17 protein-coding genes are annotated in these 23,768 nt (G+C 45.5%); 6 read left to right on the top strand and 11 right to left on the bottom strand.

Going from position 1 to position 23,768, the window contains the following annotated elements:
* Window positions 1-390: 390 nt before the first annotated feature.
* Window positions 391-1,209, bottom strand: a complete 819-nt coding sequence (locus QE390_RS02680) for a hypothetical protein (RefSeq protein WP_307140989.1) — start codon at window positions 1,207-1,209, stop codon at window positions 391-393.
* 516 nt (window positions 1,210-1,725) lie between these two features.
* Between QE390_RS02680 and QE390_RS02675 the strand changes: the two genes are divergently transcribed.
* The 3 genes from QE390_RS02675 to QE390_RS02665 all read left to right on the top strand — a co-directional run bounded on the left by QE390_RS02675 (window position 1,726) and on the right by QE390_RS02665 (window position 4,029).
* Window positions 1,726-2,499, top strand: a complete 774-nt coding sequence (locus QE390_RS02675; protein WP_106635201.1) for a phosphosulfolactate synthase — start codon at window positions 1,726-1,728, stop codon at window positions 2,497-2,499.
* 39 nt (window positions 2,500-2,538) lie between these two features.
* Window positions 2,539-3,195 carry a DedA family protein gene (locus QE390_RS02670; protein WP_106635202.1) on the top strand — a complete coding sequence of 219 codons (657 nt, stop codon included), beginning with the start codon at window positions 2,539-2,541 and terminating at the stop codon, window positions 3,193-3,195.
* An 87-nt stretch (window positions 3,196-3,282) separates the two neighbouring features.
* Complete coding sequence (locus tag QE390_RS02665) at window positions 3,283-4,029, top strand: shikimate dehydrogenase (RefSeq protein ID WP_307140988.1); 747 nt, start codon at window positions 3,283-3,285, stop codon at window positions 4,027-4,029.
* A gap of 577 nt (window positions 4,030-4,606) precedes the next feature.
* Here the strand turns inward: QE390_RS02665 and ribD are convergent.
* From ribD to QE390_RS02650, 3 genes are all read right to left on the bottom strand, one after another.
* Entirely contained in the window at window positions 4,607-5,629 is a 1,023-nt protein-coding gene (ribD, locus tag QE390_RS02660; RefSeq protein ID WP_307140987.1) for a bifunctional diaminohydroxyphosphoribosylaminopyrimidine deaminase/5-amino-6-(5-phosphoribosylamino)uracil reductase RibD, read from the bottom strand.
* 184 nt (window positions 5,630-5,813) lie between these two features.
* Complete coding sequence (locus QE390_RS02655) at window positions 5,814-6,299, bottom strand: hypothetical protein (protein WP_307140986.1); 486 nt, start codon at window positions 6,297-6,299, stop codon at window positions 5,814-5,816.
* Window positions 6,300-6,365: 66 nt separating this feature from the next.
* A complete protein-coding gene (locus tag QE390_RS02650) occupies window positions 6,366-6,923 on the bottom strand; it encodes a hypothetical protein (protein ID WP_307140985.1) in 558 nt (185 codons plus the stop codon).
* Window positions 6,924-7,178: 255 nt separating this feature from the next.
* Between QE390_RS02650 and mutS the strand changes: the two genes are divergently transcribed.
* A complete protein-coding gene (mutS, locus tag QE390_RS02645; protein WP_307140984.1) occupies window positions 7,179-9,818 on the top strand; it encodes a DNA mismatch repair protein MutS in 2,640 nt (879 codons plus the stop codon).
* 699 nt (window positions 9,819-10,517) lie between these two features.
* The gene (locus QE390_RS02640) at window positions 10,518-11,105 is read left to right on the top strand and encodes a transposase (RefSeq protein ID WP_307140983.1); all 588 of its coding nucleotides are present in this window, start codon (window positions 10,518-10,520) and stop codon (window positions 11,103-11,105) included.
* A 78-nt stretch (window positions 11,106-11,183) separates the two neighbouring features.
* On the opposite strand, the gene QE390_RS02635 is transcribed toward QE390_RS02640, so the two are convergent.
* The 4 genes from QE390_RS02635 to QE390_RS02620 all read right to left on the bottom strand — a co-directional run bounded on the left by QE390_RS02635 (window position 11,184) and on the right by QE390_RS02620 (window position 17,742).
* Complete coding sequence (locus QE390_RS02635; RefSeq protein WP_307140982.1) at window positions 11,184-12,137, bottom strand: MBL fold metallo-hydrolase; 954 nt, start codon at window positions 12,135-12,137, stop codon at window positions 11,184-11,186.
* 153 nt (window positions 12,138-12,290) lie between these two features.
* Complete coding sequence (locus QE390_RS02630) at window positions 12,291-13,160, bottom strand: glycerophosphodiester phosphodiesterase family protein (RefSeq protein ID WP_307140981.1); 870 nt, start codon at window positions 13,158-13,160, stop codon at window positions 12,291-12,293.
* Window positions 13,161-13,315: 155 nt separating this feature from the next.
* Entirely contained in the window at window positions 13,316-14,869 is a 1,554-nt protein-coding gene (gene odhB, locus QE390_RS02625) for a 2-oxoglutarate dehydrogenase complex dihydrolipoyllysine-residue succinyltransferase (protein ID WP_307140980.1), read from the bottom strand.
* 92 nt (window positions 14,870-14,961) lie between these two features.
* Window positions 14,962-17,742 carry a 2-oxoglutarate dehydrogenase E1 component gene (locus QE390_RS02620; protein ID WP_307140979.1) on the bottom strand — a complete coding sequence of 927 codons (2,781 nt, stop codon included), beginning with the start codon at window positions 17,740-17,742 and terminating at the stop codon, window positions 14,962-14,964.
* A 645-nt stretch (window positions 17,743-18,387) separates the two neighbouring features.
* On the opposite strand from QE390_RS02620, the gene QE390_RS02615 reads away from it, so the two are divergent.
* Window positions 18,388-19,641 (top strand): dipeptidase, encoded by a 1,254-nt coding sequence (locus QE390_RS02615; protein WP_307140978.1) that lies wholly within the window; start codon window positions 18,388-18,390, stop codon window positions 19,639-19,641.
* 345 nt (window positions 19,642-19,986) lie between these two features.
* On the opposite strand, the gene QE390_RS02610 is transcribed toward QE390_RS02615, so the two are convergent.
* The 3 genes from QE390_RS02610 to QE390_RS02600 are packed head-to-tail and all read right to left on the bottom strand — an operon-like array spanning window position 19,987 to window position 23,748.
* Window positions 19,987-22,146, bottom strand: a complete 2,160-nt coding sequence (locus QE390_RS02610) for a xanthine dehydrogenase family protein molybdopterin-binding subunit (RefSeq protein ID WP_307140977.1) — start codon at window positions 22,144-22,146, stop codon at window positions 19,987-19,989.
* 4 nt (window positions 22,147-22,150) lie between these two features.
* Complete coding sequence (locus QE390_RS02605; RefSeq protein WP_106635215.1) at window positions 22,151-23,137, bottom strand: xanthine dehydrogenase family protein subunit M; 987 nt, start codon at window positions 23,135-23,137, stop codon at window positions 22,151-22,153.
* Window positions 23,134-23,748, bottom strand: a complete 615-nt coding sequence (locus QE390_RS02600) for a (2Fe-2S)-binding protein (protein WP_307140976.1) — start codon at window positions 23,746-23,748, stop codon at window positions 23,134-23,136. The genes QE390_RS02605 and QE390_RS02600 overlap by 4 nt, the downstream gene beginning before the upstream one ends.
* Window positions 23,749-23,768: the final 20 nt, after the last annotated feature.

The following is a 23,768-nucleotide window of genomic DNA, read 5'->3' as shown; positions in this document are numbered from 1 at the left end:
TTGCAAAGCCACTGCCCAATAACGTTCAACCTTCAACCTTTGTCTGTTTTGGATTGAATTGAGATCGCTCTCAAATCCAACCAGACATTCAGACGTCGTTAAACATCCGAACATTACAAAAATAGATAAATTTATTAAATAATGTTTACGTGTATTACGTTGTATGCAAATAACTATGATTCTGTTAATCGAACTATTATCGGAATATTGTTTTGACTATTAGTATATAATTAGCATTATATACTAAGATATTGAATTAATAGGCTATAAAAATAATATAATTGTTGTTACACATAATATAAAATTCTGTGAACCGTTGGATAAATACTTAAGACTTACACCTGCATAAATACTTCAGGTGTAAGTCCAGGGGTGCTTTGACGAGCAGAATTATTCTTTTGCGGTTCCTGATTTTACTTCCATTTTGGAGAGCGTCTGCTCTACTTCCTGAAGCTTATTTAAAGCTCCTACCAACATCTGACGCTTTTTATTAAGCTCCATACGGCGAGCCTGTGAAGGCGAATTTTTTAATTCCCGATCCACTGCGTCTAATTGCTGACTTACTCTAGTCATTAAATTACCAGAGCCCGAAGTAGTATTAGCGATAGAGCGTTCGGTATTAACGTTCATGGCCGTCATGGCTTCGGTGGCATTTACGCCATTTCGTTGGCCGGGTGTCGTCATGGCTTGCGAGCGTTGCAACGAATCAGCAGTAGGAGGAGCTACGCTATTTTCTGGATTATTAGGTAGTGATTTACCCGAAGTATTTCCTGAACGCGAAGATTGACTCAGGTAACTATTGACTGTCGGAGCCGACTCTTTACTAACACTATTCGATTCAACCCGATCTGGTACAGCGGCTGTACGATTCATGGCCGTACTGCTCACGATAGACGAGTTTGAACTCGTAGAGTTATTAACATTAGGCTGACTCGCGGTTGTTTTTTGATCACGGTTATCGGAGCGGGCAAAAGAGTTGTTAGGTACCATTCCCGCTTGTTCGACTACACCCGTATTCGTAGTAGCAGGTGTGCTGGCACCCGGTGCGGTGCTGAAATTACTGCTGTTGTTCATGTTATTCATCTGCGTTGAAGCAGTGGACAACGAGTCTGAACGACGATCGCCTGAAGGTGTTGAACGACTACTTTGACAGGCATTGAGACCCATAAGGGCAAGGGCGGTTGAGAGTACAATTATGTTCTTTTTCATGACTTTAAACGTGAGTTGTATAGTCTATAGAAAAAAGAATATTCCAAAAGTAAGAATGGGGAGGTTTGAGGAAAAAAATAGGTAGAAATGAGTAGCTTTTATCCAGTATAAGCTTTGATAACCAGACTATTAAAGGACGAATTTATGCGTCTTCTCTTCGTTTGTGTAAGTGCTGTCTGTCCTGATAGATCTTTACAGGAGAGAGCATGACCGATGCTTTTTTCTAATTTTTGTAAGTAGAATTTTAAAATTAATAAGCAAGTTCTATAGCTTGCATTTAGGGGGTGTTATTAAGGTTTTAATTTATGATAAAGTGCTGATAAATAGTATAATATGGACGATATTTAGCTATTATCTAAAGGTTAAAGAATACATTTTCTAAAACTCTAAACTCGCTGAATCGTTAAGTATAAAGCCAACCCAGAAAAAACATTTCCATAGAATTATTCATGTTTACTTGTCAATCGCTTGGACAAGGCTACTTTTGCACTTTCTCGTGAAAGCAATCTTTGCCGTATGAATTACCATTTAGATCAAATCCCTGACCGCACCCAGAAGCCCCGCACGCACGGCCTGACTATGGCTATGGATAAAGGGTTAAGTATCAGACAAACAGAAGATTTCCTGGACGTTGCCGCCGACCACGTAGATATTGTAAAACTGGGTTGGGCAACCTCATACGTTACTCCGAAACTCAAGGAGAAATTGAAAGTTTACAAGGACGCAGGTATTCCGGTTTATTTTGGTGGAACCCTCTTCGAAGCTTTCGTGATCCGGGGACAATTTGAAGACTACCGCCGTCTGTTGGATAACTTCGATTTATCTCACGCCGAAGTTTCTGATGGATCTATTGATATGCCTCAGGATGAAAAACTTCAGTATATCAGCACCTTATCTAAGCAGGTGACGGTTCTTTCAGAAGTAGGGTCTAAAGATGAAGCCAAAATTATTCCTCCTTATAAATGGATTCAGCTCATGAATGCTGAGCTGGCTGCCGGTGCCTGGAAGGTAATCGGAGAAGCTCGTGAAGGGGGAAATGTAGGTTTATTCCGCTCTTCAGGTGAAGTTCGTCAGGGGCTGGTGGAAGAAATTCTGACTCAGGTTCCCGCTGAAAATGTCATTTGGGAGGCTCCTCAAAAAGCTCAGCAAGTTTGGTTTGTCCAATTGCTGGGAGCCAACGTTAACCTGGGAAACATTGCTCCTAATGAAGTCATTTCAGTAGAAACCATTCGCTTGGGCTTACGCGGAGATACTTTCTCGCATTTTCTCAATCTGGATAAAGATTGTTAATTTCCCATTTCACTAAAATCTGTCTTTCAACTTTATTGTATGGAACTTATTAAAGGACTGCTAGACTTCCTTTTGCACCTGGATCGATACCTGGATGTTTGGATTCAGGAGTACGGATTACTAGTTTACGGAATTCTTTTCCTGATTGTGTTTGTAGAAACGGGCCTGATTGTCATGCCTTTGTTACCCGGCGATTCTTTGTTATTCGCCGCAGGAGCTTTGGCCGCCCGTGATACCAACGATTTATCCGTTTGGGTAATTATTCCGCTTTTAATTTTAGCAGCTCTGTTGGGTGATAACGTCAATTACTTCATTGGAAAGTATTTTTCAGGCATCATCCGTTCTCGCGAACGAATTCTGTTTTTCAAACGGGAATACCTGTACAAAACTGAAGAATACTATGCCAAGTACGGCGGACAAACGGTGATCATTGCCCGTTTTGTACCTATCGTTCGGACGATTGCTCCTTTCGTAGCCGGAGCGGGTAGTATGACGTATGCCCGTTATATTTTCTTCTGTATCTCAGGAGCAGTCCTTTGGGTAACGAGTATTAGTTTGCTGGGTTACTTCTTTGGCAACCTGGAGTTTGTGAAGAAAAACTTTGAAATTGTGGTTTTCGGAATCATTGGACTTTCGGTATTACCCATCCTCTGGGGTATTGTGAAGGAAAAATTCCTGACGAAGAAAGCTGCCTAATTAGCACTATTTGAAAGCGTAAAGGCCGGATGTTTCATTCGACTTTACGCTTTTTTATTAACTAGCAAGCAAAACCCTAAACGCACGATGAACTTATACGCCTTGATTGGTTACCCGCTGGGACACTCGTTTTCCAAACGCTACTTTACTGAAAAATTCCAGCGGGAAGGACTTTCGGAGACTCACGTTTACGAACTTTTCGAGCTACCTGAAGCAGATGGCTTACCCGCCTTACTGGCTCAATGGCCCGAACTCAAAGGATTAAACGTAACGATTCCGCATAAAAAAGAGGTATTGCCTTTCTTAACCGAATTGGATCCCTTAGCCGAGCGAATTGGTGCGGTGAATGTAATCAAGGTATTGTCAAATGGCGATTTGAAGGGCTACAACTCTGATTACTGGGGTTTTCGGCAGTCGCTGGAGCAATGGGAGCCTTTTCAGCAGTTACAGCCTCACAAAGCCCTGATTTTGGGGGATGGGGGTGCTACCAAAGCGGTTCGAGTTGCACTGGAAGATTTAGGAATTGTCTACAAGACCGTTTCCCGGAAAGATTCCATTGAATTTATCAACTACGCGGATTTAAACGAAGGGTTACTTTCGGAGTATCAGTTGATCATTAACTCAACACCGCTGGGTACGTATCCAAAGGTGGACACGTGCCCAGACTTGCCTTACGAAGGATTAACGGATCGAAATCTCTTGTATGACCTGGTCTATAACCCTGAAGAAACCTTATTCATGAAAAAAGGAGCTGAGCAGGGTGCTGCTACGCATAACGGCTACCGAATGCTGGAGTTACAGGCAGAAAAATCCTGGGAAATCTGGAATAGTTAGCGTTTTGAGTGGCCGCCGCTGCAGTTTTGAGTTTTGAGTTTTGAGTTTTGAGTTTTGAGTTTTGAGTTTTGAGTTTTGAGTTTTGAGTTTTCAGTTTTCAGTTTTCAGTTTTCAGTTTTCAGTTGAAAAGTGAAAACCCGTAAAGGTAGGGGAGACGTTTGGAAATGAGAATACTAACCCCGGAGGGGTTTAACCTGAATAGCCCTGGATGAAAATCCGGGGTTTCTTGTTGAGATATTTATTGTTTTGAATCTGAGTTACTCGACAAGGGCAAGCGACTGCCAGAAGTAGAGACGGTCAATGTTACTTTAGGGATTATAAATCCCTAACAGATGGCTTTCGGATTACAAATCCGAAAGAGCGTAGTGGGGAGAGGTCTGGAAATGAGAACCATAACCCCGGAGGGGTTCAACATAGATAGCCCCGGGTAAAACCCGGGGTTGCATCGGGGTTACCTACTGGATGGACCCGGTCTGGATGGACCTGAATTTTAATCCGAGGTTTTCGTTTAGTTAGATGGATTTGAATCCCTTACTTCCACCATTTGGCAGAGCCCAGCTACTACGAGTGCTCTATCCTAGAAAGAATCCTGAAAATAAACCGTTAGCTCATCCTTCAGTAGAAACTCATGGCTGGCGGGTTTGGCTGAAAAAGCGGGAGCTGCTATCCCTTCATGAATGCGATTGGAGCTACGGAAAATTCGAATCTCATCCCAGAGATTTTCGTTGATGAATGATTCCAATAGTCGGGTTCCGCCTTCAACGACCAGACTTTGAATCGAACGTTTTCGAAGATCCTTCGTGATGGAAGAAATCGTCCATTCTTCTGGCACAACCCACTCCGTAGTAGATGTAGCCTGCCGCTCTGAAGTGCTATAAATCAGCGTGGACTGAGAGTCGTCGAAAAAATGAGCATTGGGAGGTAAACTCAAGGTTCGATCCAGCGTAACCCGAACGGGATCTTTCCCTTTCCAGAGCCGAACATTCAATTGCGGATTATCATAACGAACCGTATTTGTTCCGACCAGAAAGGCATCCTCTTGCGTTCGCCATTTGTGAAGCAACCTTCTGGAAAGAGCATTTGAAATGTGCAGAGGCTGGTAATCGGGCCCGGCCAGAAAACCGTCAGCGGTTTCGGCCCATTTCAGAATAATATACGGTCTGTTTTTCTCAAAATACGTGAAAAATCGACGGTTTATGAGTCGTCCCTGAGCGGCTAATACGCCCGTTGTCACTGCAATACCAGCGTCACGTAATTTTTGAATGCCTCGTCCGGCGACCAGCGGATTGGGATCATCATTACAGATAACCACCCTTTTTACCCCTTCATTTACCAGCCGGTCAGCACAGGGAGGCGTTTTTCCGAAATGGGAACAGGGTTCTAAGGTGACATAAACCGTTGCTTCGGGTAGTAAATGACGTTCCGCTACAGCATTCAAGGCATTCACTTCCGCGTGAGCCTGACCGTATTTTTGATGCCAACCTTCTCCAATAATCCGGTTATTATGAACCACAACGCAACCTACCATCGGATTTGGCGATACCGATCCCTGTCCTAACTGAGCCAGTTCGAGGGCTCGCTGCATGTATAATTCGTCCATCCGATTTATCATCAATAATCACTACGAAGCTAAAGTATAAAACGAAAAAACGCTGAGTCAATGGCAAAACCACGGAATCAGCGTTTTATTAATGAGGCGTTTGAAAGATTTGATAAAATTTTATTTCATTCAAACATTCAAACATTCAAACATTCAAACATTCAAACATTATCCTATTCTCAAACTATTGTTTCAGTAAAGCCTCCGCCTGACTTTTCGCGGATTTCAGTTCGCTTTGAATCTGCTCAATATTTTTCTTGATTTCTTTCTGAATTTCAAGGTGTTGCTCTGGTGTAGCATCAGGAGCTTTCTTGTGTTCGTGGTGATGGTGTTCGTGCTCGCCGTCTTTATGCTCATGTTCGTGTTCATGCTCAACGCCGGGAACCGTCACTAGGTTTTCCTCCCATTCCTTGAAATCAGTTTTGACCTTATTCAGGGACGCGATACTGGCAGCTACCGCAGCAGTATCCGTAACGGCTATTTTTTTGTTAGCTAACTGTGATTGAAGACTATCCAGCGAAGCGATTTCAGGCTCAATGCTTTCCATGATCTCATGGGCTTCATTGTGAATGGCCGCGGCTTCTTTCAATTGTGGATTTTCTTTTTCCTGGCAGGAAGCCATCATAAGCCCAATGGTCAGGGCCGAAAGGGGGAGAAGAAGTTTACGCATAATCAGAAGTTCGGATGAGTGAACGATGTATAGCAAGCGAAAATCAAAGCTACGCGGAGATCGCGATTATTGGTAACTTATTTCAGACAACTGCAAACCTTTTCGGCGAAGTTGTTCGAGTAATTCATCTTTACTAATCTGCCGAAAATCATAACGTACCGAAATGACGCCTGCGTTGAGAGGTTTGAGTTGCAGGACACCAGTCACGTTTTCCAGGCTTTGTTCTACCATTTGTGGCGTAGTTTCGTCATCCAGAGCTAAAGTAAGCTTACGAGCATTGAAAACCCGCTGCACCTGGGCCGTTGCCATTTTCTGATCGTTAGACATCAACCATTCGTGAGGGATACTCCAGGCGGCAATGGAGAAAATCAGTAACATCCAGAACGTGGCCTTTTCCCACTTCAGACGCGTATCTGATTTATGCTGAAAATATAAATGATAAAAAGACCAACTCATCAAAATGACTTGCCCTCCCACCAAATACCATCGGTAATCCAAAGCCCACTTTAAAATCGACGAAGAACCGCTCAGGCCCATGACTGCCGCCATCAAAGGCAATAGGCAGCATAACCAGTGAGCGATAATTGTGACTAAAGACGTGGACGCATATACAATCGATTTCATAGCTTCTGCAACTTGGTTGCAAAATTACAATATTATTCCCCAACAAGTTCCCTTTTTCTAAAAAAATCGGACGAATAGGGTATTTCCCAGAAAGAGGATTAGTGGGGAAATTTTGCGGGAATAAGACAAAAAAGACCTTGTAAAGCATAGTCATCAGTAGCTATCTTTGTTTTCTATCCCATTTTAATTTCGCCCGTTACTGCCCTTCTATTAGGAAAAGTAATGCGGCTAGAACGCTCTTAATTACCCATTATTATGGCTCGTCCAGCGAAGGAAGGTACCGTGAAGCCGGAGAAAGAAACCCCTCTGAATCGTCAGTATAATCAGATCAAAGCCCAGTATCCGGGAGCTATTTTACTTTTCCGGGTGGGTGATTTTTACGAAACGTTTGGCGAGGATGCCGTGCGAGCCAGCAAGATTTTAGGGATTACCCTCACTAAACGAAACAATGGTGGTTCAGGGGAGACGCCACTCGCCGGTTTTCCGCATCATTCCCTCGATACATACTTACCTAAACTGGTACGGGCGGGGCAACGGGTAGCCATTTGTGATCAATTGGAAGACCCGGCAACGGTAAAGGGTATTGTGAAACGGGGCGTAACGGAGCTGGTTACTCCCGGTGTTTCTTTCAACGATAATGTACTGGATGTTCGGCGGAATAACTACCTGGCTGCCGTTCATTTTCACAAAGATATCATTGGCATCGCCTTTCTTGACGTATCAACGGGAGAGTTCCTGACGACCCAGGGAAATGCAGCTTATATTGAGAAATTACTGCAAAGTTTTAGTCCAGCGGAGGTGTTATTCTGCAAGAAAAACAAAGCGGAATTTCAGGGAAATTTTGGTGACCAGTTTAATACTTATCAGCTTGAAGACTGGGCCTTCACTCAGGATTTTGCCTATCCTTTATTAACCGGGCATTTCAAGACTACAACCTTGAAAGGGTTTGGCGTTGAGAATCTGTCCGAAGGGATTGTGGCGGCGGGTGTTATTCTGCATTACCTGGCCGAAACCGAACACCGGGAAATCAGCCACATTACCAGACTGAATCGCTTAGAAGAAGAAAAATACGTCTGGCTGGATCGCTTTACCATTCGAAATCTGGAATTGGTGTCGGCCCAGCAGGAAAATGGCGTTCCGCTGATCAATATCCTCGATCAGACGCTCACCCCGATGGGTGCTCGGATGCTACGCAAGTGGCTGGTCTTACCGCTCAAGGATTTAAAACCTATTCAGGAACGGCTAAATACGGTCGAACTGTTATTGAACGACAACGAGTTAGCTGAAACACTGGACCTTCATCTGAAACAGATTGGTGATCTGGAGCGTCTCATTTCCAAAGTAGCCGTACGTCGGATTAATCCCCGCGAAATGCAGGCTCTCAAGCGGGCTTTAACACACATCGCTCCGATTCGAAACTGGTTATTACAACAAAGTGCGACGCAGCCGCTACTCAAAAAATACGCTGAGCAGCTTAATCCCTGCGAATTCCTACTGGATAAAATTGAAAAGGAATTACGCGAAGATCCGCCATTGGTAACGAATCTGGGCAATATGATTAAATCCGGTATTGATGAAAAACTGGATGAATTACACCAGATTGCTTATGCCGGGAAGGATTTTCTGGTCAATATTCAGAATCGGGAGGTTGCTAATACCGGAATTACTTCCCTGAAAATTGCCTATAACAAGGTCTTTGGTTATTACCTAGAAGTAACGAATGCTCATAAAAACCGGGTTCCGGCGGAATGGATTCGAAAGCAAACCTTGGTAAATGCGGAACGTTACATTACGCCTGAGCTGAAGGAATACGAAGATCAGATTCTGAACGCAGAAGATAAAATCTTTGTGATTGAACAAAGGATTTTCAATGAGTTAATACAAACGGCAAGTGAATACGTGGGTCCCATTCAGCAGAATGCTCAGGTATTGGCCGTGCTGGATGCGTTGTTAAGTTTTTCTAAAACGGCCCGAAAAAATAACTACGTCAAACCATCAGTAAATGACGGAAACGCGATTCAGATTACGGCGGGTCGTCACCCCGTTATTGAACAGCAGTTACCGCTTGGCGAAAGTTACGTTCCTAACGACGTACGGCTGGATGACGAAGAGCAACAGATCATTATGATTACGGGACCAAACATGGCCGGTAAATCAGCCTTGCTCCGGCAAACAGCTCTGATTGTACTCATGGCCCAAATGGGAAGTTACGTTCCGGCAACAGCTGCCGAAATCGGTTTGGTGGATAAGGTATTTACACGGGTAGGAGCGTCGGATAACCTGAGTCGGGGCGAAAGTACTTTCATGGTCGAAATGACGGAGACCGCGAGCATTCTTAATAACCTGAGCGATAAAAGCCTGATATTAATGGATGAGATTGGTCGGGGAACGAGTACCTATGACGGCGTAAGTATTGCCTGGGGAATTACGGAGTATCTGCATAATTTACCCAATGCCCGTCCGAAAACGCTGTTTGCTACGCATTACCACGAGCTGAATCAACTGGCGGAAGATTTTCCAAGAATCAAAAATTTCAATGTTTCGGTGAAGGAGTCAGGAACGAAGGTAATCTTCCTCCGAAAACTAAAACCGGGTGGTTCCGAACATAGCTTTGGCATTCACGTAGCTCAAATGGCGGGTATGCCGGGAGCGGTAGTAAATCGGGCCAATGAAATTCTGGCTCACTTAGAGCAGGATCATATCAAGGAAAAGAACAAAGAATTGATTCGGGACATGCCTAAGGCCATTCCGGCTTATCAGATGAGTCTGTTTGGAGCAGAGAAAGATCCGCGTTTTGAGAAGATCGAAGAGTTATTGTCTCGGGTAGATATCAACGCACTGACGCCGATAGAGGCCTTGCTGAAGCTGAATGAGATTAAGAGGATAATGGAGTAATATTAGGTGTCGCTGTTTTTTATAAAAGCTGAATAAGCTAAGAAATTATCTTGCATGCCGCTGGCAGCTTGTGTTTGTAGGGTAACTATTTGGTTAGAAAGGAGTATTGCTGCCAGCGAAAAGCTGGCAGCGGCGGGAGTAACTTGTGAGTAGCTGATTGAAGTGTTTTATAGAAGCCAAATAAGTGTAAGAAATTATCTTGCATGCCGCTGCCAGCTTTTCCGCTGGCAGCTTGTGTTTATAGGGTAGCTATACGGTAGAAAGGAGCATTGCTGCCAGCGAAAAGCTGGCAGCGGCGGGAGTAACTTATTAGGCAGCTAGTTGAAGTTTTGTAAAAGTAGAATAAGCTTAATGAGCTAGGAAATTATCTTGCATGCTGCTGCCAGCTTGTGTTTGTAGGGTAACTATTTGGTTGGAAAGAAGTATTGCTGCCAGCGAAAAGCTGGCAGCGGTGGGAGTAACTTATTGGGTAGCTAGTTGAGTTTTGCCGAAGCTGAATAAGCTAAGAATTATCTTGTATGCCACTGCCAGCTTTTCGCTGGCAGCTTGTGTTTGTAGGGTAACTATTTGGTTGGAAAGAAGTATTGCTGCCAGCAAAAAGCTGGCAACGGTGCGAGAAACTATTAAATAAATAACGCTCAAAATTTAGCAAGCGGTATAATCTTAACCTGGGATAATGAGTATTTTTATCTAAAAAAGATGATCATACCTAAAATAGAGTATTACCCTCCCATGCTTGCGGGGCAATTCTATCATATCTACAACCGAGGGAATAATCATGAAAATCTATTTTATTCCCACGAGAACTATCGTTATTTTCTGGAGAAGTGGCAGCAGTATCTAACTGATTACATTGATATTTACGCGTATTGCCTATTACCGAATCACTTTCATTTCTTGATACAGGTCAAAGACTTTAAAGACTATTCGCCTGCTAGTTTATCAGGGAAGTTTAGAAGTCTTTTCGCGAACTATGCCGAGAAGATTAATAAACAGGAAGGCAGACAGGGAAGCCTGTTTCAGAAAAACTTTAGAAGAAAAATTGTAGTAACGGATCGGTACTTGACAGAATTAGTCTATTACATCCACGCTAATCCTCAAAAGCATGGATTTTGCTCCGATTTTAAAACCTACAGGTATAGTTCTTACCTTAAAATCCTCGAACAAACTAAAACCTCCCTGCAAAAAGATTATGTGCTGAAGTGGTTTGGAGGAAGGCAGGAATATTTAAAATGCCATCATCAGTATGAGCCCACCCAAGGTTGGCCTAATTGGATACTTGATTAATAAATGGGTCGTAATCTACTAAAAAAGCTGCCAGCTTTTCTGCTGGCAGCAATACATAACTTATACTAGAAGCATAGGTTACTTCCGAGCCTTATTCCAGGCGAAGAAAGCTAATCCTGCTGCTGCTCCATAGAGCAAACCTTTGGCAACCCAATAGGAAACGGGCTTGGGCATGGAAACAATGCCATTTTCATCGGTATGAGCCGGGTTATTGATATAACGACTTCTCCAGGGTAAGGCACGGGTGTCAAATTCATCGGATAACTCCTGAATTTTGGCCCGCCATTCTTTTCCGTGCAGGGCTTTTCCGTGCCCTGTTCCAACGGCACTGGGCTTAAGTTCTGCCAGTTTCCGAACGGATTTTTTAGCCGCCCGCCAGTCACAGGTAAAGTATGTTGGAGGTCCGTGCAGCGTAAGCTTCTGCGTCATGACACTAATGGCCGAACTTTGATCGGTGGTGACAAATGCATCACCTGCAATGAGGACTTTATCTTTATCCCGGAATAATGATACGTGTCCGGGTGAATGACCTGGGGTGTGAATAAACCGCCAATCGGGCAATTCATCAATAAAGCCATTGTGAGGAATCGGTTTAACCTTATCCTTCAGGTTGAGGGGACTCGTAGGGAAAAGAAACGAAAATGCCGACATTGCTCCGTTACCCGCTGTTGGATCTGGTGGTGGGTAGTGCGACTTACCCGTTAGGAAGGGCATTTCCAGGGGGTGAGCGTATACCGGAACGTTCCACACTTTCAACAAGTCTTCCAAAGAACCCCGGTGGTCAAAGTGGCCATGCGTCAAGACAATGGCTTGTGGCGGATTGTCTTTACCAAACCGTGCCTCAGCCTCTTTAATAATTCGGTCTGCTGAGTTGGGAATAGCCGCATCCACTAATACCCAGGGGCTGCCTTCTTCCTGCTTGCCAATCATGTAAATGTTGACGAAGGTAAACTTCAACCCGGCCACATCTTCTGCAACATCGTACTCCGACGACATCGTAAGACTTTGTTTTTCAATCAGTTCTTGTTCCATAGGTTGGATATTTGGGAAGCATCCCTGAAAAAGCTGTTCCATTCCAACCTTTGAATCAGTCGATTACAGGAATAGGAAAGTCGGTGGTCTGATATGGGGATGAACCACTACAAACCGCCGACTTTTATTCCTTATTAATTAAAAATCAGAGTATTACTTCTTTTTCAAAGCTTCGGCCATTTCCAGGGGCCGATCGGTGGACATGATGTCGGCACCGTTTTGGGCGAAATTAACGTATACCTGATCTCCTTTAGCCTGAGCCATTTTATCCAGGTTACCCAGCGTGCCCAGAATGCAGGGAATACCTTTCTGGTGTAAAAATTGGTAATGCTCAGTCGAGGGTTCTCTGGTTCCTACGAACGCTACCATCCGGTTATCAGGAATGCCTAATTCATGATGACGCTGGTACTCGGCTTCATTCCGAATGGTTACCGAAATCATCAGGTTTGGGTCCAGCTTATACACTTTTGCCGCATCCTGGGCATTATAGGTAATGATGACGCTAACGTCTTCAGTGTGCGTTTGATGAACCATATCAACCACTTTCTCGAAGGGAACGCTGCGTTTTACATCCAGCGTATACACTACCTTGTCCTTACCCCAGCGAAGAACTTTTTCCAGGGTAGGCATGCGGAATTTAGTCACCGTTCCGGCATTATCCTTCAGGAAGAGACTTTGGGTATAATCATAAGTAATCGCATTCAGTTTGCCTTTTCCAGTCGTTGTGCGGTCCAGCACATCATCGTGTAACATAACCAATACGCTGTCTTTCGTCAGTCCAATGTCACACTCAATAATCATGGCTGCTTTATTGGCCAGATACGCGAAAGATTCGATACAATTTTCAGGATAACCCGGATAATCGCCACCGCCCCGGTGAGCACTGATCAAAGTAGGTTTACCCACTTGCGGTTTCAGAAACTCAGTCAACCCGTTCTTCGGAACGCGGAGGTATGTTTTAGAACTACTACAGCCTAATACAAAGGCCAGACAAAGGCTTAACAAGCCGAGACGTTTAAGCATAAGGTGTTTGAATGTTCAGAGTTTGGGGTTTAGGGTTTGAAGTTTTGTGTAGAAATTATTAACCCACAACTACAAACTCTAAACTCAAAACAAAGAACAAATCCCCGCTCTAGCGTTACCAGAGTCGGGGATTTGTTCTTGAGTATGGTTTGAGACTACACGTCTAATAATAAACGAGTAGGCTCTTCTAATAACTGCTTCACGCGAACCAGGAAGCTTACGGATTCTTTACCGTCAATGATGCGGTGGTCATAGCTTAACGCGATGTACATCATGGGGCGAATCACGATTTCCTTATTCACTACTACGGGACGCTCAATGATGTTGTGCATACCCAAAATAGCTACCTGAGGAGCGTTAATGATAGGCGTAGACATCATCGAACCGAATACGCCACCATTGGTGATGGTAAACGTTCCTCCGTTCATGTCTTCGATGGTCAGCTTGTTGTCACGAGCTTTTACGGCCAGATCAACAATGCCTTTCTCGATACCCGCGAAAGTTAAGTCACCTACGTTACGTAACACAGGAACCACTAAACCGCGAGGCGTAGAAACGGCTACGGAGATATCTACGTAATCGTGGTAAACAATTTCATCACCGTCAATGGAAGCGTTCACCGCTTCGAATTCTTTCAGGGCCACGGTAACGGCTTTCGCAAAGAAGGACATGAAGCCTAAGCCTACGCCGTGTTTCTCCTTGAAGCGATCTTTGTATTTCGAACGCAGATCCATGATCGGCTGCATGTCTACTTCGTTGAAAGTAGTCAGCATGGCCGTTTCATTTTTCACCGCTACCAGACGACGGGCAATCGTTTTACGAAGCGAAGTCATGCGTTGACGACGTACGCCACGCTCTTCGGTAGATGCTGGTTTAGCAGCAGGAGCGGCTTTAGGAGCTTCAGCCTTGGCAGGAGCAGGAGCCGTAGATGCTTTCAGGGCGTCAGCTTTCATGATTTTGCCACCTTCACCTGAACCCTGAATATCTTTAGGATTAATACCTTTATCCGCTAAAATCGCAGCAGCTACGGGAGTAACGCCACTGGCTTTATCAGCCACAGGGGCCGATGCAGTAGCCGCTGGTGCTGCTGCGGGAGCTGGGCTAGAGGTAGGAGCAGAAGCACCCGCACCTACTGTAATGGTAGCAATGACGGCACCAATTTCCAGCGTAGAACCAGGTTCCGCAATGATATGTAACGTTCCGGCAGCCTCAGCGGGTAACTCAAACGTAGCTTTGTCAGATTCCAGTTCGCAAAGGATCTCGTCCATTTTCACGACGTCACCTTCTTTTTTATTCCAGTTCGCAATGGTAGCTTCGGTTACCGACTCTCCCATTACCGGAATTTTAACTTCAATGGTTTTGGTCTCTTCCGATTTGGCTTCCGCGGCAGGAGCAGCCTGAGGGGCAGCTTCAACAGCAGGAGCGGCTTCCGCTTTAGGAGCTTCTGCGGCAGGGGCAGAACCTGCATCACCATCCGTAGAGATAGAACAGATAGGAGCTCCGATCGCCAGCGTATCGCCTTCTTTAGCCAGAATACGCAGAATACCTGCGGCTTCAGCCGGAAGTTCAAATGTAGCCTTGTCAGACTCTAATTCACATAATACCTCATCCATTGCTACCGTATCGCCGTCTTTTTTGTTCCAGGTGGCGATGGTAACCTCAGTGACGGATTCCCCTACAACGGGGACTTTCATTTCGATGATTGCCATGATTAGGTACTTCCCCGAAGGGAGGATTCGTTCTTATTATATAATCAAAATGGCCGGATTCAGAAGTTTCCCTGAATCCGGCTCGTTAGTTATTAAGCAAAAGCTTCCTGAATTAAGGCGGCCTGTTCTTCGCTGTGGGTCTTTAAGAAACCTGTAGCGGGTGAAGCCGAAGTTTTACGCGAAATTACGTCTAACTGGCCACAACCAAATTCACGTAAAATATAAGTCCAGTAACCCATATTTTTAGGCTCTTCCTGAACCCAGTAAATTTTGGCTTTCGAGAACTTCGCCAACTCCTGCTGAATTTGTTTCAACGGTAGCGGGTGCAGTTGTTCAACCCGAATGATGGCTACATCGTTGCGACCATCTTTCTGTTGTTTGTCCAGCAGATCGTAATAGATTTTACCCGTACAGAGTAATACCTTTTTCACTTTCTTCGGATCAACAAAGGTATCGCCGATTACTTCTTTGAAACCACCTGTAGTCAGATCTTCAATCGGAGAAACGTTCAGCGGGTGACGTAACATCGACTTGGGTGACATGATAACCAGCGGCTTACGGAAGTCCCAGGTTAATTGTCTCCGCATCAGGTGGAAGATGTTCGCTGGCGTCGTTACGTTTGCGACTACCATGTTGTAATCGCCGCACAACTGCAGGAAGCGTTCGGGGCGGGCATTTGAGTGCTCAGGACCCTGACCTTCGTACCCGTGAGGTAATAACATCACCAGACCATTTTGCAGACCCCACTTGGATTCGCAGGAACTTACAAATTGGTCAATAATAATCTGAGCACCGTTAGCAAAATCACCAAACTGAGCTTCCCAGATGACCAGAGCGTGAGCGTTGGCCATGGAATAACCAAACTCAAAACCTAAAACACCGTACTCAGAAAGCAGGGAGTTGAAGATTTCCATCTGCTCCTGACCTTCCTGAATGTTATTAATCTGCGTATAAGTCTTGTTCGTTTCGGCATCGTGAAGAACGGCATGACGGTGACTAAACGTACCGCGTTGCACATCCTGACCCGTCATCCGAACGTTTTTACCTTCCAGTAATAAGGAGCCGTAGGCCATTAATTCAGCCGTAGCCCAGTTAACCTGACCGTTATCCTGTAACAGTTTTTTACGGTCGGTAATGAGTTTATCAATCTGTTTCAGGGGCTTAAAACCTTCGGGAAGCGTGGTCAAGGCCGTGAAAATTTTATCGACTGTTTCGCGGGAAATAGCCGTTACGGGCGATTGCTCGAAATCTTCCGCCGAACCATAGCGAAGTTTCTTCCACTCTTCGTCTAATTTCAACGGATGGAAAACGGGAGCTTCAGCCTGTTTCACCCCATCCAGACGATCCTGGAGGAATTGCTTGAATTCCGCTTCCATGCTCTTCGCTAGCTTCGCGTCTACTTTGCCACGGCTCACGAGTTGTTCGTTGTATAACTCCAGAACGTTCTTGTGCAGTTTGATCTGAGAATACATCGTGGGCTGCGTGAACGAAGGCTCGTCCGACTCATTATGACCCCAGCGACGGTAGCAAATCATATTAATGAAAACATCCTGGTTGAATTCCTGACGGTATTCAACGGCCATTTTCGAAACGAACATAACGGCTTCTGGATCGTCACCATTCACGTGGAATACGGGAGCATCGATGATTTTCGCGATGTCCGTACAGTAAATAGCCGAACGGCCTTCTACCGAGTCCGTGGTGAAACCAATCTGGTTATTAATCACGAAGTGAATGGTACCACCCGTTTTGTAAGCGGGAAGTTTCGCCATTTGGGTTACTTCGTAAACAATGCCCTGACCCGCAACGGCGGCGTCTCCGTGAATCAGGATCGGCATTACTTTATCGTAATCACCTGCGAAAATTCCATCCGCACGGCTACGTACGAAACCTTCTACTACAGGGTTAACCGTCTCTAAGTGAGAAGGGTTAGGAGCCAGCTTTAAGCTTACATCTTTACCCGATGGCGTTCTGTGCGTGCTGGAATAACCCAGGTGATACTTCACGTCACCGCCGAAGTTAATATCGTTAGGCAGGGTATCTTCCAGCTCCGGCACTTGTCCTACGAAACCACTGATGATCTCGTCGTACGACTTGTGCATGATGTTCACCAGGACGTTCAGACGGCCCCGGTGGGCCATCCCGATCATTACTTCTTCTACACCCAGATCGGCGGAAGTATTAATGATCGTATCGAGCGAAGGAATCGTTGCCTCTCCACCTTCCAGTGAGAAACGTTTCTGGCCTAAAAACTTGGTATGAAGAAACTGCTCGAAGGTTACTGCTTCGTTTAGTTTCTTTAGAATACGTTCTTTTTCTTCTTTCGTAGGATCGAAAACCAGAGCTGCTTTTTCAATTTTATTACGCAGCCACTCTTTTTCAACCATGTTCCGAACGTACATGTACTCGAAACCGATGTTACCCGCGTAAATTTTTTCGAGGGCAGCCATGATCTCGCGAAGCGTCGCCGAACGGCCTAAAAGAAAATGACCTGCTTCAAAAACGGTATCGAGGTCTTTTTCAGAAAGTTTATAGTCTTCTAAAGTTAAGCGGGCTTCCAGGTCACGCTCGTAACCCAGAGGGTTAGTTTTAGCCAATAAGTGACCGCGAGAGCGATAGGCTTTGATCAGGCTTAAAACGGAGCCTTCCTTTGCAATAATACCTGCGTCGGCGGGTTTGGCTTGTCCGTTGCCGTTTGAAGAAGGAGCTACGGCGGCAGAATCACCTTTTTCACCGTAAAGAACAGAGAAATCGTAGCCTTTGAAGAAGTTTTGCCAACTGGTGTCTACACTGGTTGGGTCTTGTTGGTATTTATCGTACAAGTCGGAAATGTAATCCACGTCCGCATTGGCGATATAAGAATATTGGTCCATATCAGAAAAACTGCTCGAATAATTGGGCAAAGTTAGGGGTTGCAAAAGACTGAGACGGAAAATTTTCTGAATTTTCCTGAAAATTTCCGCCAAAAAAGTATAGCTATAGAAAACGCGATTTCCAATTGTAAGAAAAACGGCCTGAAAAGAGCTTGCTCAACGGGCTAAGGGTAATGCATAACGAATGAGTGATTGGATGAATAAAGAACAGGTTTAGATAGATTTATCGGGTCATTTTCAGCGTAATGAATCTTTTCATGTTCTAACGTTATGGCTAGACTTTTGTTCATTATTTGTTGGATTCCTGAAACAGCCCTTGTCGAAACCCCAGCGAAGCAGTAGGACAGTTCATTTTCTTTTACTGGTAACGCAGGTATACTTCATGGTTCATTGAATTACTAGTTCAACGTATCAAATGAAGAGGCTGGTAAAAGAATCGCTCAAAAAAATGAAAAAGCCTTACGGAATAGACGATCTTATTCAGGACATCCCTACCCAAAAATTGAATCGCTTCACTTCAGGAACTTATCTTCATACTTTCGGGAATGATCGATATGCTCATGTGGCTAAGTTCATACCTCGCAGAATATTATTACATTGCTGATGAAATTTGCGATATAGTTATACACTTTTTTCCCAACGAATATGAAGAAGATTTTCCTTGCGTTGCCGCTGGTGTGCCTTGGTCAGACCTTATGGGCTCAAGATGATGCCAAGCTCATCGAAAAAGCCAAGAAGATTCACGCTAAGGTTTTCACACTCGACACACACGCCGATACGCCCATGCGGATGGTGGGGAAAGATTTTGATATTTCGAAGGATAATAGCAAAGATGGGAAATTGCCCGATTCTAAAATCGACTTTCCCCGCATGAAAAAGGGTAGTGTAGATGGTATCTTCTTTGCGGTATATCAGGGACAGGGACCACGCACGCCGGAGGCAAACGCGAAAGTTCAGAAGATGGCGATGACCATTCTGGATTCCATGTACGCCCAGATCAACCGTCACCCGGAAATGGGTAAGATTATAACGACGCAGGAAGAGGCCTTGGCTCTGGAAAAAGCGGGAAAAAGCTCGATTTTTATCGGCGTTGAAAACGGGTATCAGATTGGTAACGATCTATCTTATATTCAGAAATTCTACGATCGCGGAGCTCGGTACATGACGCTCTGCCACTCTTCCAATAATGACATTTGCGATTCATCAACGGACCCCAAAGGACCGGAGTTTAACGGCTTGAGTCCTTTCGGAGAAAAGGTGGTTGCTGAAATGAATCGTCTGGGCATGATGATCGACATTTCTCACTTGTCCGACAGCACCGTCTGGGATTTGATTAAGTTATCTAAAGCTCCCATTGTAGCAACGCACTCGGATGCTTACGCCGTGCTGGATCATCCCCGGAATTTGAATGACGATTTACTCCGGGCTATTGCTAAAAAGGGGGGCGTGGTGCAACTGAATTTATTAAGCAGTTACATTAAAGCAAGTCCTAAAAATCCCGAACGCGAAGCAGCAGTAGCGGATATTCGGAAGAAGTATACTTCGGGCGGAGCCATGTCAGACGAACAGATGAAGGCCATGCGTACTGAAATGCGGGAATTGAACAAGAAGTTTCCAGTACCGCTTGCGACAGTGAAAGACGCGATTGACCATTTGGATCATTTCGTGAAAATCATGGGTGTTGACCACGTAGGTATCGGTGGTGATTATGATGGGGGTGGTTATCTGGCTGATTGCTTTGATATTGCCGAATACCCAAACCTGACTATCGAAATGGTTCGTCGGGGTTATACGGAGAAAGATTTGAAGAAAATCTGGGGCGAAAACTTCTTCCGGGTAATGAAGGATGTACAGAAAGTAGGAGCGAAAATTCGTGCGGGTGATATGGCTATGAAATAGTTGTTAGGAGATGGGTTTTGGAAGAGACATCCCTTGTGCATGACGGCCTCTTCTAATGGCCGCTTAATATGTAGAGAGGTCCATTAATAGCTTCTACCAGGTTCTAATTTAGATGGCTATGTTGTTAGCAAGTAATTAGCTAATCCTGAAAATTATCATAATCCGAGTAGGAGACGCGATAAATCGACGTCTCTACCATAAAACATAAAAAAGGTACAGCACTAGTAATGCTGTACCTTTTTATTTTTTTAACTAACAACTAACAACTAACAACTAACAACTAACAACTAAATCAACTTATCAGGCGTAATAGGTAACTCTCTAATCCGTTTCCCGGTGGCGTTATTAAACGGCATTGGCGATAGCCGGAGCCATGCCAATAATGGCGATTTCGCCCAGACCTTTCGAACCCATAGGTGTGGTATACGGATCTTTTTTATCCACGAATAATACATCTACCTCAGGAACGTCAGCATTGACGGGGACGTGGTAATCGGCGAAGTTATTATTGACGTAACGTCCAAAACGGTGGTCAATCACGGCCTCTTCGGTTAACGCCATGCCAATGCCGCCGACGGCTCCGCCCATCATCTGGCTGCTGGCTGTTTTATGGTTTACGATGGTTCCCGCATCGGCCAGAGCTACGGCGTGTTTTACTTTTACAATGCCCGTGGTGGGATGCACATGTACTTTCACGAAATGGACTGAAAAGGAATACATCGCAAATTTCTTCTGCTGGTCTTCGCTCAGTTTGGACTCTTTGGTTACTTCCAGTTTCGGTAAGTTATTTCGCTTCAATACTTCAGCATACGTAATGCTGGCCGAGCGGTCTTTGGGTGAACTGATTTTTCCATCCTCGTAGACCAACGTATCGACTTTCGCATTTTTCAAGGCATTCCCTGAAAGTTCCACCAGCTTTTGCCGTAACTCTATACAGGCTTCGTGTACGGCTGAACCTACGGAAGCCACTGTTGCCGAACCACCCTGAATCGGGGCATCGGGTAAATTGGATTCACCCAGTTCGAATTTGATTCGATTAGCTGGAATGCCCATCACATCTGCCGCAATCTGAACCATAGCCGTTCCAGTACCGGGACCAATATCACTGGCGGCACTCTGCACTAGTAACGTTCCGTTGGCATTTAGGCAGGCTCGGGCCGTGGCGGGCCGACGATGGGCTCCAAAGGTGCCCGTGGCCATGCCATAACCCACCCACATGCCATCTTCCATTTTGGCTTTTGGTTGATTACTTCGATTTGACCAGCCAATTTTATCCGCCCCCATTTTATACGCTTCTCGAACGTAGTTACTTGACCAGGGTAAGTCCCGTTCCGGATCTTTTTCCGGATAATTCATGATACGTAATTCAATGGGATCGACATCCAGAGCGTAGGATAACTCATCAATGGCCGATTCCAGGGCAAATGCCCCCGTTGCTTCGCCGGGACCACGCATGGGAATGGGCGAGCAAATATCCAGTGGCACTACGCGATAAGTCGTATTTACGTTCGGGATCTGGTACATGAACTTGGTCATGGCTACCGTCGCTTCCGTAAACTCCTCGTAATTACTATTCTGCACATTCGCCCAATGCGAAATGCCTACTATTTTTCCTTCTTTCGTCGCTCCAATACCAATCTTCTGATGCGTATGGGGACGATAACCGGCAATGGTGAACATTTCATTGCGAGTTATAACCAGCTTTACCGGACGGTTCACCTTTTTCGCGGCCAGAATCGTAGCGATTTCGTGGGGCCATACCCGAAGAGACATCCCAAAGGCTCCGCCTACAAATTGCGAATGCACCTGCACGTTTTCTTTCGGTAGCTTAAAGGTTTCTGCAATGACCTGCTGTGTCATCTTTACGCCTTGCGTTTTGGCGTAAACGGTAAGTTTGTCCGGCCCATCCCACTGAGCCAGAATCCCGTGTAACTCCATGGGGTTATGAACCTCGCTAGGTAGGACATATTCTTCTTCCAGATTTACCGGAGCAGTTTTGTACGCATCTTTCTCGCCCCGCTGGTAATCCTGCAAAGACTTGTTGGTCTTGGGTACATTACCTTTGGCGAGGTTCGCTTTTAAGTCGGTCTGGTGTTTTTGCTCCTGGTACTCAGCCTTCACTAAGGATGCCGCGTAAGTTGCCCGTTCAAATGTATCGGCAACAACCATTGCAATAGGCTGACCGTTGAAATGGATTTCATCATTGTGAAAAGCCATCATGCCCGGCCCACGACCCGAGCTGGTCTTGCTGGGCTCTTTCGCTTCATAGGCTGGAACTTTGGGTGCGTTTACATGCGTAAGTACGGCTAGAACACCCGGAGCACTTTCGGCTTTTTTTGTATCAATATTTTTAATCCGACCTCGGGTTATGGTGCTGGGTACCAGCACGCCATAAGTCAGATTCGGGACTTCGTATTCAGCGAAATAAGTAGCTCCTCCAGTTACTTTCAACACAGCATCGACGCGACTCATACGTCCGCCGATCTTTTCGTCTTTATTTTTCATACGATCATGCGGTTAAGCCAGCGGCGATTTTGAGTGCTTCGACTATGGAATTGGGGGCTAGTTTCAGTTTAAATGAGTTGTACTCGTAGCCTTTAGCTCCAGTCATGGCGACTTCAGCCGCTTTCTGGAACGTGGCTTCCGATACGGTTTGACCTACCAAAGCCTTTTCTGCTTCCAGCAATCGCCAGGGTTTATGAGCGACGCCGCCCATGGCCAGCCGGGCCGACTTAATCGTCTTCCCATCCAGCTCCAGAGCCGCCGCAACCGATACTAAAGCAAAGGCGTAAGACGTACGGTCGCGGACTTTGAGGTAATGAACGTTCTTGGCATAGGGCGAGTCGGGGAGGGTGACAGCAGTTATTAACTCTCCCTTTTCCAGCGTATTATCTTTTTCAGGATGATCGCCGGGAAGGCGGTGAAAGTCGGCAAATGGAATTTTACGTTCGCCTTTAGGCCCCTGTACAATAACGGTGGCATCCAGAGCGGCCAGGGCAATGCACATGTCGCTGGGATGTACGGCAATGCAATGTTCGCTGGTACCAAAAATGGCGTGCATTCGGTTATAGCCTTCTTTGGCTCCGCAGCCTGAGCCGGGCTGACGTTTGTTGCAATCCATTTCAGTATCATAAAAATAGCCGCAGCGGGTTCGCTGTAGCATATTTCCACCTACCGTCGCCTTATTGCGTAACTGAGCCGACGCTCCGGCGTTCAGAGCCAGCGAAAGTAAAGGCCATTTTTCCTGAATCAGCTTATCATCGGCAACCTGACTATTCAATGCCATCGCTCCGATGCGAACGCCCGAACTTTCTTTTTCAATTTTAGTATAGGGTAAGCGACTGATGTCAATCAGTTTATCTGGCTCGGTAACCCCGCGTTTCATTAAATCGACCAGATTGGTTCCTCCGGCGAGAAACATGGCTGAGGGGTCTTTGGCTAAGGCCTCGATGGCCGATTTGGCCGTGGTGCTTCGGACGTATTGAAAGGCTTTCATACCGTTTGTCCTCCTTTCTTCACTTCCATAATCGCATCGACGATATTGGGATAAGCTCCACAGCGGCAAATATTTCCGCTCATGTATTCCCGAATTTCATCTTCGGTATCAGCATGCCCTTCGCGAATGCAGGCAATGCCGGACATGATCTGACCCGGGGTGCAATACCCACACTGAAAACCATCGTGTTTGATGAAGGCTTCCTGCATGGGGTGTAAGTCATCCCCTTTCGAAATGCCTTCAATGGTAGTGATCTTCTTTCCGTCTTCAGTAACGGCTAATGTCAGGCAGGAATTAACTCGCTGACCATCTGAATGAACTGTACAGGCTCCGCATTGACCAAAATCGCAGCCTTTTTTGGTGCCCGTCAGGTGTAACTGCTCGCGTAACAAATCCAGCAGAGTGGTGCGAGGCTCAACGCTAAGGTTGTGTTTTACACCATTCACTTCCAGTTTTAACGCGACTTTTTCGAAAGGGGCGGCCACTTTTTCATCCCATTCGGGATCTTGTACGGCTTTGCCCGGAGAAAGAACTAATGCAGACAGCACGGACGATTGCTTGAGGAAATCACGCCGGGCTTCGTTTTCAACCTTTTTTTTGCTCGTTTTCATAAAAAAGGATTATGTAAGAC

This window comes from Siphonobacter sp. SORGH_AS_1065, assembly GCF_030818595.1.
GTDB lineage: Bacteria > Bacteroidota > Bacteroidia > Cytophagales > Spirosomataceae > Siphonobacter.
This window is presented reverse-complemented; position numbering and strand designations above follow the sequence as displayed.